Origin of the sequence: Microbacterium sp. (assembly GCF_052102115.1) — a bacterium.
Lineage (GTDB): Bacteria > Actinomycetota > Actinomycetes > Actinomycetales > Microbacteriaceae > Microbacterium.
In genome coordinates this window covers 1-13,996 of the sequence record NZ_JBQDVP010000061.1, presented here as the reverse complement: position 1 = coordinate 13,996, position 13,996 = coordinate 1, and the positions used below count along the sequence as shown (strand labels likewise).

Genomic DNA, 13,996 nt, shown 5'->3' with positions numbered 1-13,996 from the left:
AGCGCACGACTGAAAATCGTGAGGTCACGGGATCGACGCCCGTCGGAGCCACTGAGACCCTCTTCTGGCTTCTACAGGAGGGGGTTTCTTTATTTCCCCCGCGGGTGTTTGCTCCGCGGTGCCGGTCGTCACGCGTTCCAGCTGCGTGCGGACGAGTACTCATGGATGCTGTCGAGCATCTGCCCGACGAACGGGCTGTCGCCGAGTTGCGCTCGCGCCGCATTCGCCGCGGCCGCATAGGCGCCGACGATACCGCCCGTGATCTCGCGCGCTCGCGCGTCGGCCCAGTCGCGATCGACTCCGAGCTGCCTCGCCGTCGCGATCAGTGCATCGAGACCGATGCGGCCGACGCTGTACTCCCCGTCGATCGACATGGCAAGCTTCGGAGTTCCTCCGCCGGTGACGCGGTACGGAGCGTAGCTGCCGAGGTCATAGAGGGGCGCGAGGTCGGCGCGATCCCGTCGCAGCAAGAGTGAGTAGTTCTTCGCGTGCGCATCTGTCCCGAGCGACGCGACCGCGAAGACAAGGGCTTCGTAGAACCGTCTGGCGTTGTCGCGACGGTCTTCAGCGTCAGGTAGGGAGTTGACGAGGCGGGCGATCGCGGCGACACCCGGTCCACCCTCTGACTGATATTTCATGTCCGGTGGCACGCTCAGCGCCTGGCAGAGGTCCTCCTGATGGAGCCGATGCCAGCGCTCCTCTTCGATCCGTCGGTCGTAGCGAGTGGAAACGAACACCGCGTCACCACGTTCGGTGAACATCAAGAAGTCGTCAGCGACGTGAAGCCGCAGTGCACGCGCCGCAGCCATCGTCATGAACTCGTTGATGTGATGATCCGAGTAAGGAGCCACCGAGGGCTTGAGGATGTGCGTGGTCGGCGTGGAATCCTGTGGCACCGCCCATCGTCCCTCCTCGGTGCGGAAAAGAGCAACCTTGGGCTGCGCACCGGGAAGGCTCCAGCGTGCGTTATCCGTACGCCTCCCCCAAGTGTCACCATTACGTACAAGATCTGCCACGAGCTCCGCGAGGTCGGTGTCGGAGAGTTCTCTCACATCGCCTTGATGGTCGGTCGCATCAGCGCTCGCCTCGCCAGGAGGGAGCAATTGCACCGCACCCGCCGCATCACGACCTATGTGCGAAAGCAGAGCGAAGGGATTGCTGGCGCTGACGCGATACTCACGAGCGAGCTCCGCGAGCCTGCCCGGACTGTCGGGCAGCAATCCCTGCAGAAAAGCGCGCACGGGCTTGTTCTTGTGCCCGGCGCGCACAAGCGGCATGGAGAGTGAGAGCGGGGTCGCATCGCGCCGGGACCGGTAGTCAGCATCGTAGGTGAATGACATGGCGCCGCCAGCCGACTGCTCGACGACGCCGATCGCTTCGCCATCGAGATACGCGAACAGTTCACTCGACACCATCCACCTCGCTGACGTCAACGACGAGTCCGAGCTCTCGGACAACGCGCATGAGCCGGAAAAGTGTGACGGTCGTGGACCCGTTCTCCAGCCTTACCACCCACTCGCGAGTGACGCCAGCACGACGCGCGAGCTCAGCTTGAGACAGGCTCAGACCTTCGCGGCGCTCAGCAACGAGTGCCCCGAAGTCGGATGCAGCGCGTACTTCCATCTTCACCTCACCAGTGACTTATATCACACAACCATACATGTGACTTATAACGCACACAACCGAAAGTGACTTATACCGCACACCGCCCGTTCGCGAAACGATGACGCCAAGGCGATCACGACGTGTGCAACCCCGGTGAGGCGCCACGCCCTCACCGGGGTTGCCCATCACCACACCCTCCCTGCGAGTATGGGTGTCGTGAACAGTGAATACGGAACCGACGGGAACGCCAAAGGCAATAAAGCCGCGGGCGTCGCGCGAAGCATCGCGCGGGGCCTGCAAGAGATCTCACCGAAGGGCGTGCACCCCGCGCTCATCCCCGGAGTGGGAGTGGAGCAGACCGGACGGGTGTATCGCACCGACTGGCTGGTCTTCGGCGTCGCGGCGACCTTCGTCGTCGGGTTCATCGGCTGGGGCGTCTTCGCCGGCGACCATCTTGCCGCGACCGCACAGTCCGCACTTGACTGGGTCATCGAGTACACCGGAGTGTTCTTCACTACGGTGGCGACGACGATCCTGCTGTTCATGATCTTCCTCGGGGTCAGCCGGTACGGCCGCATCAAGCTCGGGCGCGACGACGAGGCCCCCGAGTTCTCGATGTTCTCGTGGATCTCGATGCTCTTCGCCGCCGGAATGGGTATCGGCCTGGTGTTCTGGGGCGCCGCAGAGCCACTCACCTTCTTCGAGGATCCGCCGCCGGGAACGGTTGAGGGCGGAACGCTCGAGGCGATGCAGACGGCACAGGCACAGGTGCTGTACCACTGGGGCCCGCAGGCCTGGGCGTTCTACGCGCTGGTGGGCATCGCGATCGCCTACGGCTCATACCGCCGCGGTCGCACACCCCTCATCTCCTCGGTCTTCGCCCCCCTGCTCGGAGAGAGCAAGACCACCGGCCCGATCGGCAAGACGATCGACATCTTCTCGATCCTCGTGACTCTCTTCGGAACGGCGGCCTCTCTCGGCCTCGGCGCCCTGCAGATCGGCCACGGCGTCGAGATCGTCGCCGGTCTCGGCCGACTCGGCAACGGCGTGCTCATCGCCGTGATCGCCGTCCTCACCGCCTGCTTCATCGCCTCTGCCGCATCGGGCGTATCCAAGGGCATCCAGGCGCTGTCGAACATCAACTCCGTCGCGGCCATCGTCCTGGCGCTCTTCGTGTTCTTCGTCGGCCCGAGCCTGCTGATCCTGAACATGATTCCGGCGATCGCGTTCGAGTTCATCAACGACCTCCCGCAGATGATGGGCCGCACCGGCGCGCAGGGCGATGCGGCCGAACAGTTCCTCGCCACCTGGACGATCTTCTACTGGGCGTGGTGGATCTCGTGGTCGCCGTTCGTCGGCATGTTCATCGCGAAGATCTCCCGCGGCCGCACGATCCGTCAGTTCGTGCTGGTCGTGATCGCCGTCCCATCACTGATCTCCATGGTCTGGTTCGCGATCTTCGGAACCACAGCGATCGATCAGCAGATGAACGGTGCGGAACTCTCGGTGACACCGCCCGAGAACGTGCTCTTCGGCGTTCTCGAGAACCTCCCGCTCACCGAGATCACGAGCATCCTGCTGATGCTGCTCATCGCAATCTTCTTCATCACCGGTGCAGACTCGGCATCTCTCGTCATGGGGACGATGTCACAGCAAGGTCGGCCCACCCCGAAGCGCTGGGTCACGATCACGTGGGGAACTCTCGTGGGGGTGATCGCCGCCGTGCTGCTCGCCACCGGAGAGGAGGGAAGCGGTCTGCGCGCACTGCAGAACGTGACGATCATCGCGGCGCTGCCGTTCGCCGTCATTCTGGTGTTCATGATGATCGCGTTGATGAAGGACCTCAGACGCGATCCGCTGATCCTGCGCGAGAAGTACGCCAAACAGGCACTCCGGCACAGCGTGCGCACCGGACTGGAGGAGTACGGCGACGACTTCGCGCTCATTCCGGCCGAGTACGACCACTCCCAGGACGGTCACCCCTGGATCGATGAACCGGTCGACGAGGCGTTCGCCGAGGTCTTCGAGACGTCTTCCCATGCGATCATCACGGAGGACGAAACAGAGTCTTCCAGCGAGAACCTCAACGATGAAACGCGGCCGACGTGATGAGCACGATCGACGACTGGACGCGTCTGTGCAACCTGCTGGACGATGACCCCGAGTTCGCGCCCGCCGTCCTCGACGCCATCGAGGCTGGCGATGAGCCGTGGGACGCGCTCATCGACGCGCTGGACGACGCCGGCGGCCTCGCGTACCTCGACCGCGGCGACACCGGAGAGGAGCTCGCCGATGCCCTGCCCGCGCTCCCCCGCGTCTTCCGCACCGGCGTCGAGTTCGACGAGGTCGGCGACATCGACACCCTCGTGGGTGCGATCGTCAGGGCCGACGAACTGCTGGCGCCGCACGGGCTCCACCTCCTCCACATCGAGGATCCCGAAGACGAAGACGCCCATCCGCTGGTCGCCGTCCCGACCACAGACCTCGACGAGATCGTGACGCTGATCGCGAGACTCTCGGGCTGATTCGCGGCACCCGCCATCGGATGCTGAAGCCGCTGTCCCGACTCGAGACAATGGAGATATGGTCACCGAACGACGCCCCCGGCTGCTGACCCTCCTTCGACGGGCAATCCGCACCGACCCCGACAGAGTCGCCCTCACCGAGGCCCACACGGTGATCGGCGAGACGGTCGTCGTCAAGATCCTCGATCTCGCCCTGCGGATCGGCGAGTCAATGTTCGCCGTCGGCGCCTCTGCCCACGACGTGACCTTCGCGATCATCCGCGTCGCCAAGGTCTACGGGCTCAGCGGCGTGCACGTCGACGTCAACTTCGACGCGATCAGCGTCTCGTACCACCGCGGCGAGGAGGACTGGCCGACGACCCTGGTCCGCGTCATACGGGCCTCCTCCCCCGACCACGCGAAGCTGCAACGGCTGCAGGCGCTCCTCGTCGACATCATCGACGGCATGGACCTCGACGAAGCCCGCCTCGCCTTCCGCGTCATCCGGCGCACCCCGTTCCTGTACCGTCCGATCGTCGTCATCTTCTCGCGCGCCCTGCTCACGGTCGGCGTCGCGATCCTCTACGGGGCATCGCCGATCATCATCGGGCTGAGCTTCCTCGCCGCCCTCGCCGTGGCCTTCGCCCAGGCCGGCCTCGCACGCCTGCAGGTGCCGCTCTTCTTCAGCCAGATCACCGGCGGATTCATCATCACCGCGGTCACGGCGATCGTCTCCGCACTCGGCGACGCGGGCATCGAGCCCTTCGTCGCCGTGCAGCCGTCGATCATCGTCGCCTCCGGAATCGTGCTCATGCTCTCCGGGCTCACCGTCGTCGGAGCCGCGCAGGACGCCATCGACGGCTTCGCGCTCACCGCCGTCGGCCGCATCCTCGACCTCACGATGCAGACTCTCGGCGTGGTCCTCGGCATCCTCATCGGCCTGGAGTTCGCGCGTCTCTTCGGCATCGGCATTCCCCTCCCCACCAGTGCGATCCCGTTCGGAGCGCCCGTGGCGCAGATCGGCGGCGCGGTCATCATCGCGGTCGCCGTCGCGCTGTTCAACGGCGCGGGTGCGCGCATCATGATCGTCAGCGCCGTCCTCAGCACCATCGCGATCTTCGGGTACAGCTCCACCCTCGCGCTCGGGATCCAGCCGGGCGGTGCGAGCGCCATCGGCGCGCTGCTGGCGAGCTTCATCGGCATCATCACCGCCCGCGGCGTGCATGTGCCCTCGGTCGCAGTCACGACGGCGGCGATCGTTCCCCTCGTTCCGGGAACGGCGGTCTTCCGCGGACTGCTCGGCGTCGTCGACTCCGACGGGACAGCCGAGGGGATGCTGGACGGCATCGGACCGCTGGTCCTCGCGGCATCCATCGGCATCGGTCTCGCCGCCGGCGCCTCGCTCGGCCTGTACCTCGGCACCCCGCTGCGCGCGACACTCGCCACGGTCTCGCGATCGCGCTCGCGCCTCAGACGCTGACGCCCCGCTCCGGCGGCCGCATCGGTTCGACCCGGCGCTCCAGTGCCGCGGCGAGCGCGATGATCTTCGCCTCGCCGCCGGGGCGACCGATCAGCTGCACGCTCACCGGATGCCCCGTCGCATCAGCCATCACCGGAAGCACGATCGCCGGCAGCCCCACGACGTTCACGAAGCTCGAATACGGCGCGTAGCGCACCTGCTGCGAGAAGTTCCGGGCCGCACCGTCGGCGTCGAACCAGCCGATCGGCTGCGGCGGCAGCGCGAGCGCCGGCGTCAGCACCGCGTCGAACGGTGCGAACGCGGTGATCGTCTCGCGCTCGAACACGGTCGCCGCGGCGAGCGCCTCGAGCACCTGCGCCCCGGTGAGCCGTCTCCCCTCGCGCACCAGCCACGCCGTGATCGGTTCGACCAGCTCGAGCTCGGCCTCGCTGAGCGTCATGCGCGCAGCGCTCGTGCGCCAGATGGTCGTGAACAACTCGGCGTACCCGCGCGGGCGCCAGTCGAACCCGTCGGCGGTGACCCCGGCATCCGCCAGCAGATCCGCCGCGACCGCCACAGCGCGCGCGGCAGCGGGGTCGAGCCGGATGTCGTCGGCGTCGTCCCACGGCGACACCGTCGTGACGCCGACCCGGGCGGCAGCAGTGTCTGCCGTCGCCGCGTCGACGAACGGACCGGCACCGGGCGCCGCCGTCGCGTACGGATGAGGCCGCCCGGACGCCTGGACGTCGAGCAGCAGCGCGGCATCAGCGACCGTGCGGGCGATGGGTCCGGCGACGGAGAGGCCGCCGGGGCTGTCGAGCCCCGAGGCGAACGGCACTCGACCGCGCGACGGCTTGATGCCGACGACACCGACCGTGGCGGCCGGAATGCGGATCGACCCGCCCCCATCGGATGCCGGAGCAAGTGGCAGCAGCCCCGCCGCCACCGCGGTAGCGGCCCCGCCACTCGACCCGCCGGCACCGTTCGCGGGATTCCAGGGGTCGCGTGCGGGCGGTGCGATCTGCGTCTCGGTGTAGCCGGTCAGCCCGAACTCGGGGGTGTTGGTCTTACCGAGGCTGATGCCGCCGGCCTCATCGAGCACGGCGGCCTGGTCGGCCGTGGCGTCGGGAATGAAGTCCTCACGCCCGGGCCCGGCACTGTGCAGGCGCGAGCCGAATCGGGTCGGCACCCCCGCACGCGGTACGAGATCCTTGTCGGCGAACGGCAGGCCCCACAGCGCCCCGTTCGGCTCAATGAGCGATGCGGCACGGGCGAGGGCGGCGTCTGAGGTCACCTCGACGAAGGCGCCGAGCCCGTCGTCGAGCCGGGTGATGCGGTCGAGGTAGTGCCGGGTGAGTTCGTTCGGGCTGAGCTCGCGAGCGCGCAGCGCCGCCAGCTGCTCGATAGCGGTCAACTCGTGCAGCGCGGTCATGCCTCGAGCCTACGACCCCTCCTCCACGACACTCTCTTCCACCGCAGGCCGCACCTCTCATCCACCGATCGGTGGATGGTGAAATCCGCCGTCCGACCGCTGGTGGCGCGGGCCGGGGGACGCCAGTCTGGGAGCATGAGCGAGAACGTGATCCAGGTACGCGACCTCCGTAAGAACTACGGCAGCTTCACCGCAGTCGGTGGCGTCGACTTCGACATCCGCCGTGGTGAGACCTTCGCCCTGCTGGGGCCCAACGGTGCGGGAAAATCTACGACGATCGAGATCCTCGAGGGCTACCGGCACCGGAGCTCCGGCGAGGTGCGCGTGCTCGGCGTCGATCCGCAGCGCGGCGGGCTGGAGTGGAAGTCGCGCCTCGGCATCGTGCTGCAGTCGACCGGCGAGGCCGGGAACTTCACAGTGAGCGAGCTGCTGACCGAGTTCGCCGGCTACTACCCGCGCCCCCGCAACGTCGACGAGGTCATCGCCTCGGTCGGTCTCGAGCAGAAGCGGAAGACGCGGATCGGCAAGCTCTCGGGCGGACAGCAGCGTCGCCTCGACGTCGCCCTCGGCATCGTCGGGCGGCCGGAGCTGCTGTTCCTCGACGAGCCGACGACCGGATTCGACCCCGAAGCACGCCGCCAGTTCTGGGACCTCATCAACCAGCTCAAGGCCGAGGGCACCAGCATTCTGCTCACCACGCACTACCTCGACGAGGCCGCCCAGCTCGGTGATCGCGCCGCTGTGATCACCGGGGGCGCGATCGTCGCGATGGGCCGGATCGACGAGATCGGCGGACCGGATGCCCGCACGCCCCGCGTCCGCTGGACAGACCCCGACGGCACCGCCCACGAGCAGCTCACCGACGAGCCCGGCGCCGTCGTGGCCGATCTGTACCGCCGCGACGGAGAGCCTCGGAGGCTCGAGGTCGTCCGACCGAGTCTGGAGGACATCTACCTGGATCTCATCCGGGAGGAGTCCGCTGCCGACATTCCCGCGAACACGCACGCCACCGCCGCCATGGCCACGACCGCTGAGGAGCTGTGAACATGAGCACCACGACCACTGCCGCCACCACGCCCCGCCCCACGACCTTCGGCCTGGCCCGCACCGTCCGCCTCGGATTCCGCCGCATCGGTCTGGAACTGCGCCAGTACTTCCGCGCCGGCGACCAGGTGTTCTTCACGTTCCTGTTCCCGACGCTGATGTACGTCGTATTCGCGACGATCTTCACGGGCGACATCGGCGAAGGCCCAGACATGGTGAGCATGTCGACCTATTACCTGCCCGGTCTGATCGCCGGTGCCATCCTGCTCTCCGGCGTACAGGGCCCGGCGCTCGAAATCGCCGCGGAGAAGAGCGACGGCACGCTCAAGCGTCTGGGTGGCACACCGATCTCTCCGGTGACCTACTTCATCGGCAAGCTCGGCGAGGTATTCGTCACCGCCATCCTGCAGGTCGCGCTGCTGATCGTCGTCGCCGTGGTCGTCTACCGGGTCGAACTGCCGACGGATGCCGCGGCCTGGGGCCGGTTTGCCTGGATCTTCGTGCTGGGGCTCACCACCTGCACCCTGCTCGGCATCGCACTCTCGTCCGTGCCGCGCACCGGAAAATCCGCCTCCGCCGTCGTGATCCCGATCGTGCTGCTCATCCAGTTCATCTCCGGTGTCTACATCGCGTTCTCGATGCTGCCGGAGTGGCTGCAGAACACGGCCGGTGTGCTGCCGGTGAAGTGGATCGCCCAGGGCATGCGCTCGGTGTTCCTGCCCGACTCGTTCGCGACCGCCGAGGTCAGCGGCTCCTGGGATCTCGGCCTCATCGCACTCGTGCTCACCGGGTGGCTCGTGATCGGACTCGTGCTCAGCCGGCTCACTTTCCGTTGGATCCACCGCAACGGGTGACAGAGTAGGACGCATGCGCAGCACCATCCACCGCGAGCAGTTGGGCTGGGACATCGCCGGCGGTGCCCTGTTCGTCGTGTTCACCGTCATCGCGTTCACGGATGAGCCGCGGTCACCAGGGTCACGGGCGCTGCAGGTCGCCATCGCCGCCGGCATCCTCGCCATCTACGCGTTCGGGGCGCGCCGCTATGTGAGTATCCGCGACTCGCCGGAGCCCTCGCCGCTGACCTCGGGATTGCTGCAGGGCAGTCTCGTCGTGCTGCTCACGATCGGCACGTCGATCGAGCCGAACATGCTGTTGCTGCAGACGATCGTGCTGCCGCTGCTCTGGATGACGTCGCTCTCCGCACGCCAATCGGTGATCGTGACGCTGGTGAACGCGATCCTCCTCGGAGTCGCGTACTCGGCGTGGGGAGGGTTCCAGCAGGACGCCATTGTCGCCGGCTTCCTCACCGCGGGGCTGTCCGCGGCATTCAGCATCGCCCTCGGCCTGTGGATCACCCGCATCGCCGAATGGGGTGCCGAGCGCCAGCGTCTGCTCGCAGAGCTCACCCAGGCGCAGGCGAATCTGAAGTCGGTGAGCCGCGAAGCCGGTGCGACGGCCGAACGCGAACGCCTTGCCCGCGAGGTGCACGACACGATCGCGCAGACCCTCACGAGCATCGTGATGCTGGCCGAACGCGCCCGCCACGACGGGTCGGCCGAAACGATCGCGCTCATCGAGGATGCTGCGCGAGACGCGCTGCGCGAAGCACGAACGCTCGTGGTCGTCGAGTCGTCGGCGACGGCCCCTTCGGGTTCGCTCGCGCAGGCTCTGCAGCGGCTCGGCGATCGGTTCCAGCGCGAGACGGGGGTGACTGTGCGCGTCGATGCGTCCGAGTGCGACGTCCCGCGCGATATCCAGGTCGTGCTGCTGCGATGCGCCCAGGAGGGGCTCGCGAACGTGCGCAAGCACGCCAGAGCGAGCGCCGCATCCGTGGTCCTCGAGATCGGCGACGAGGCGACGCTCACCGTGCGCGACGACGGGCAGGGCCTGCGAGATGCGTCGATCGACGACGGTCACGGATTCGGGCTGGCCGGCATGCGCGAGCGGGTCGATCTCGTCGGAGGGGCGCTGGGTGTGACGGATGCTGCACCTCGAGGCACCGCGCTGACTGTGCGCATCCCCCTGACCGCCGAGACGGCCTCGGCCGCAGAGCAGGTGATCGAATGATCCGCGTCATCGTGGCAGATGACCACCCCATCGTGCGCTCCGGCATCGTCGGACTGCTCTCGCTCGATGACGGCCTCGAGGTCGTGGGCGAAGCGTCGGACGGCGTCGAGCTGATCGAACGCGCCCATGCGCTGCGTCCCGACGTCGTGCTGATGGATCTGCGGATGCCGCGGCTCTCGGGAGCGGAGGCCACCGCCCGCCTCGCAGCGGAACTGCCGGAGGTCCGCGTGCTGGTGCTCACGACCTACGAGAGCGACGACGACATCCTCGGTGCGATCGAGGCTGGGGCGAGCGGCTATCTGCTGAAGGCCGCTCCGCATGAGGAGATCGTCGCCGGCATCCGCTCGCTCGCCGGTGGCCATACGGTGCTCGCCCCGTCCATCGCGGCGACGCTCGTGGCCCGCATGCGCACGCCCGAGGAACGCCCGCAGCTGAGCCCGCGCGAGCTCGAGGTGCTGCGGCTCGTCGCCGCCGGCGGCAGCAACCCCGCGATCGCGAAAGAGCTGTTCATCGGCGAGGCGACCGTCAAGACGCACCTGCTGCATGTGTTCGAGAAGCTCGGGGTCTCGGACCGCACGCGTGCCGTCACCCTCGCGCTGGAGCTGGGCCTGCTGTAGCTGGGCCTGCTGCAGCTAACGGCGCTCGCCTTGCCCGAGCAGGGCAGCGGCGTCAGACCCGCCGGAGCTGTGCAGCCGCCGGGCAGTCGAACGGATCGCGGGCTGCCAGCCCGACCCGGTTGAGGTATTCGATCACGATCCCGTACGAGCGGATCAGCGTGGTCTCGGTGTACGGCACGTTGTTGGACGCACAGTAGTCGCGCACGATCTCGCGCGCCTTTGCCAGGTGAAGACGCGGCATGCTCGGGAACAGGTGGTGCTCGACCTGGTAGTTCAGCCCGCCCATCAGCCAGGTGGCCCACCAGCCGCCGCTGACGTTGCGAGAGGTGCGCACCTGCTTCGTGAAGAAGTCGAGCCGGGCACCGGGCGCAATGATCGGCATGCCTTTGTGGTTCGGGGCGAACGAGGCGCCCATGTACACGCCGAATACCGCGAGCTGCACGCCCATGAACGCGAAGGCCATGCCCAGCGGCAGCAGCAGGAAGACCGGCGTCAGCAGCAGCGCGAAACGCAGGGCGATGAGGCCCAGCTCGATCCAGCGGCCCTTCACGCCACGCTTGGTGACGAGGTACTTGATGCTGAGGTAGTGCAGGTTCAGACCCTCGAGCGTGAGCAGCGGGAAGAACAGCCACCCCTGCTTGCGGGTGATCAGCCGGATGACGCCGCGAGAGCGGGCAGCGTCCTCGTCGAGGAACGAGATCGTGTCGACTTCGATGTCGGGATCCTTGCCGACCATGTTCGGGTTGCCGTGGTGCTTGGTGTGCTTGCTGTCCCACCACGAGTAGCTCATGCCGACGATTCCGGCGAGGATGCGGGCCAGCCGGAAATTCCTCGGCCCCGAGGCGAGGATCTGACGGTGCGCCGCCTCGTGCGCGAGGAACGCGATCTGCGTGAAGACGATGGCGAGGGCGCCCGCGATGAGTAGCTGGAACCAGCTGTCGCCGAGCAGGATGAAGCCGGTGATGCAGCCGCCGAGGGCCAGCAGGATGCCGGCGGCGACTGCTGCGTAGAACCAGCGCGCGCGGTTCAGCAGCCCGGTTTCGCGGACCACCTGCAGCACGTTCTTGTACGCGTGCGTCATCGGCGGGAACTCGGCGTTGCCGGAGTAGGTCTGACGAATCGGTCCGAGTGTGCCGGTCGATTCGATGTCGGTAGATGTGGAGATGTTGCTCTCCTGCCGATTGGAGCCCTTGAGCCGTGAGAAGCCAAGGGCGGATGCCGATCGCTGGTCCCAGGCTAACCCGAGCCGTATGCGTCTTCCTGTATACGTCGAGAAAGTCAGGCGCGAGAGCCGCGCAGATGCCCGCGGAGGGTCTGCGCGAACGAACGCGTGCGCCGCTGCGTCGAGCCCTCGAGGGCTAGACGGGCATCGGCGAGGGTCGCGAAGGAGCCCAGCTCGGTGCCGTGGTTGTCGCGGACGATGTGGCCGTCGGCGTCGAGCTCGACGAAGCCGGCGAACTCGCCGCCGCGCGTCGCGACGTGAACGTCAGCGTCGGCCTGTTTCCAGGACAGGGATTCGGGTGGGTGGGTGGTGGTCTTGCTCATGGTCATACTCATTGCTTGGTCTTGCACATTGCTGTGCGGACGCGCGCGAGCGCATCCTGAATTCTGGAGATCGAGAGCGGATACCGCGCGCATCGGTGTGCGCGGTCCTTTACGGCCCTGATCAGTGGCGACGTGCGTGCCGAAATCGCGGCAGAGCATCACGTTGCACGACCAGTCTAGCGCATACGGCAGACGGCAGGCGGATCAGAGCTCGCCCGGGCGCATAGCCTCGGCGTCGATCGCGCGGATGATGCGCTGCGCCGCGGTGTCCGTCGTCGGTGCGGCATCCCCGTCCGAGGCCGCGCGGGTGCGCCCCCGCCGCGGCGCGTAGACGAACAGCGAGTGGAACAGGAACCGTGCGAAGAAGGCGACCACCAGCGAGATCGCCGTGGCGAGCACACTGGAGATGTGCCAGGTCTCGACCATGAGCACCATGATCGGGATGCGCAGCGCGGCCTCGACGTTGTTGAAGGTGAACGATGCCGCGAACCGTGACCACACGCCGCGGGCGTCGCCGCGCATGTCACCGAACACGAACCGCTCCTGCAGCAGGAAGTTGCCGATGATCGTGACCTCGGCGCCGATGATCGCCGCCCACACGTACGGCATGCCGAGGGATGTGAGCAGCCACATGATGCCGAGGTTCGCCAGGGCGCCGATGGCGCCGATGAGCGCGAACAGCGACATCTTGCCGAATCGCAGCCGGGCCAGGTGCGCGATGAAGGTCGCCCCCTGCCGGAGCGACGCCTTGGAGGTGCCGCTGCGGCGCTCGGAGAACGCCATCGGCACCTCGGCGACGCGCACGTCGGTGCGCGCGAGGATCTCGAGCAGGATCTTGAACCCCTGTGGGCGGAGCGCTGCGAGGTCGAGACACCGCCGATCAACGAGGAAGAACCCGGTCATCGGATCGGTCGCGTCGGCCAGGCGCCGCGGGAACATCGCCTTGGTGAGCCACGTCGAGACCCGCGAGACCCTGAACCGCATGGTCGTGCCGAGCCCCGCCGAGTCGCCGCCGCCGACGTACCGCGACGCCACAACGACGTCGGCGTCGCCGCGCTCGAAGCGTTCGAGCATGCTCGGGACGAGTTCGGGTGGATGCTGCAGATCACCGTCCATGACGACGCAGACGTCTCCGTGAGCTGCGGCGAGCCCGACGACGACGGCGCCGCTGAGCCCCCCGGTGTTCGCGGAGCGATGGATGACCCGCACTGGCAGAGGAGCATTCGCTGCGACCCGCTCGACCTCGGCGGCGGTGTCGTCGCCGCTGTCATCGACGAACAGGATCTCAGCCTCGCGGCCCCGCAGTGCTGCCGCGGTGCGAGCGACCAGTTCGGCGACATTGTCGCGCTCGTTGAAGGTCGGGACGATGACCGTGACGGCGATGCCCACGTGCGTCCCCCTTCGTACTCGCTGACACGACGGCATCCATCGTCCCACGTCAGGCTGGTGCGCCGGTGCGAAGCCCGTACGTCTGTGAGCGAATATCCTGGAAGCATGACTTCACCTGCCTCTGACTCCATCACGATGTTCGGTGCCGACTGGTGCCGCGACTGCCTCCGTACGAAGAAGCAGCTCGACGGGCTCGGTGTCGAGTACACCTACATCAACCTCGTCGAGGACCCGGCCGCCGCGGATGTCGCCCACGAGATCTCGGGACGCACCAACATCCCCGTCGTCGTCTACCCGGACGCCACGCACCACGTCGAGCCGTCCAACGACGACG

The 13,996-nt window shown here is 67.3% G+C and carries 14 protein-coding genes; 8 read left to right on the top strand and 6 right to left on the bottom strand.

The window, feature by feature from the left end; translation table 11 throughout:
• Positions 1–128 precede the first annotated feature (128 nt).
• Positions 129–1,415, bottom strand: a complete 1,287-nt coding sequence (locus ACTICP_RS14190) for a type II toxin-antitoxin system HipA family toxin (RefSeq protein ID WP_441893452.1) — start codon at positions 1,413–1,415, stop codon at positions 129–131.
• A complete protein-coding gene (locus tag ACTICP_RS14185; RefSeq protein WP_441893450.1) occupies positions 1,402–1,623 on the bottom strand; it encodes a helix-turn-helix domain-containing protein in 222 nt (73 codons plus the stop codon). Before ACTICP_RS14185 ends, ACTICP_RS14190 begins: the two co-directional genes overlap by 14 nt.
• A gap of 198 nt (positions 1,624–1,821) precedes the next feature.
• Here ACTICP_RS14185 and ACTICP_RS14180 point away from each other — a divergent pair, with 198 nt between their 5' ends.
• The 3 genes from ACTICP_RS14180 to ACTICP_RS14170 are packed head-to-tail and all read left to right on the top strand — an operon-like array spanning position 1,822 to position 5,589.
• Positions 1,822–3,714 (top strand): BCCT family transporter, encoded by a 1,893-nt coding sequence (locus tag ACTICP_RS14180; protein ID WP_441893448.1) that lies wholly within the window; start codon positions 1,822–1,824, stop codon positions 3,712–3,714.
• Positions 3,714–4,130, top strand: a complete 417-nt coding sequence (locus tag ACTICP_RS14175; RefSeq protein WP_441893446.1) for a DUF6630 family protein — start codon at positions 3,714–3,716, stop codon at positions 4,128–4,130. The genes ACTICP_RS14180 and ACTICP_RS14175 overlap by 1 nt, the downstream gene beginning before the upstream one ends.
• Before the next feature lie 58 nt (positions 4,131–4,188).
• Entirely contained in the window at positions 4,189–5,589 is a 1,401-nt protein-coding gene (locus ACTICP_RS14170; protein WP_441893444.1) for a threonine/serine ThrE exporter family protein, read from the top strand.
• Here the strand turns inward: ACTICP_RS14170 and ACTICP_RS14165 are convergent.
• A complete protein-coding gene (locus tag ACTICP_RS14165; RefSeq protein WP_441893442.1) occupies positions 5,579–7,000 on the bottom strand; it encodes an amidase in 1,422 nt (473 codons plus the stop codon). The two genes, ACTICP_RS14170 and ACTICP_RS14165, sit on opposite strands and share 11 nt — an antisense overlap.
• A 135-nt stretch (positions 7,001–7,135) precedes the next feature.
• Between ACTICP_RS14165 and ACTICP_RS14160 the strand changes: the two genes are divergently transcribed.
• Genes ACTICP_RS14160 through ACTICP_RS14145 form a run of 4 tightly spaced genes read left to right on the top strand, consistent with a single transcriptional unit; the run spans position 7,136 to position 10,728 of the window.
• Positions 7,136–8,044: an ABC transporter ATP-binding protein gene (locus ACTICP_RS14160; protein ID WP_441893440.1), complete on the top strand. Its 909-nt coding sequence runs from the start codon at positions 7,136–7,138 to the stop codon at positions 8,042–8,044.
• A gap of 2 nt (positions 8,045–8,046) precedes the next feature.
• Complete coding sequence (locus tag ACTICP_RS14155; RefSeq protein ID WP_441893438.1) at positions 8,047–8,898, top strand: ABC transporter permease; 852 nt, start codon at positions 8,047–8,049, stop codon at positions 8,896–8,898.
• 13 nt (positions 8,899–8,911) lie between these two features.
• A complete protein-coding gene (locus ACTICP_RS14150; RefSeq protein WP_441893436.1) occupies positions 8,912–10,111 on the top strand; it encodes a sensor histidine kinase in 1,200 nt (399 codons plus the stop codon).
• The gene (locus tag ACTICP_RS14145; protein WP_441893434.1) at positions 10,108–10,728 is read left to right on the top strand and encodes a response regulator; all 621 of its coding nucleotides are present in this window, start codon (positions 10,108–10,110) and stop codon (positions 10,726–10,728) included. The genes ACTICP_RS14150 and ACTICP_RS14145 overlap by 4 nt, the downstream gene beginning before the upstream one ends.
• A gap of 52 nt (positions 10,729–10,780) precedes the next feature.
• Here the strand turns inward: ACTICP_RS14145 and ACTICP_RS14140 are convergent, their stop codons facing one another.
• The 3 genes from ACTICP_RS14140 to ACTICP_RS14130 all read right to left on the bottom strand — a co-directional run bounded on the left by ACTICP_RS14140 (position 10,781) and on the right by ACTICP_RS14130 (position 13,698).
• Positions 10,781–11,893 (bottom strand): fatty acid desaturase family protein, encoded by a 1,113-nt coding sequence (locus tag ACTICP_RS14140; RefSeq protein WP_441893454.1) that lies wholly within the window; start codon positions 11,891–11,893, stop codon positions 10,781–10,783.
• 113 nt (positions 11,894–12,006) lie between these two features.
• Positions 12,007–12,273, bottom strand: coding sequence for a hypothetical protein (locus tag ACTICP_RS14135; RefSeq protein WP_441893432.1), 267 nt, complete (start codon positions 12,271–12,273; stop codon positions 12,007–12,009).
• Positions 12,274–12,477: 204 nt separating this feature from the next.
• Positions 12,478–13,698 (bottom strand): glycosyltransferase, encoded by a 1,221-nt coding sequence (locus tag ACTICP_RS14130; RefSeq protein ID WP_441893430.1) that lies wholly within the window; start codon positions 13,696–13,698, stop codon positions 12,478–12,480.
• 69 nt (positions 13,699–13,767) lie between these two features.
• Between ACTICP_RS14130 and ACTICP_RS14125 the strand changes: the two genes are divergently transcribed.
• The coding region (locus tag ACTICP_RS14125) for a glutaredoxin family protein (protein ID WP_441893428.1) at positions 13,768–13,996 on the top strand (229 nt) is incomplete at its 3' end.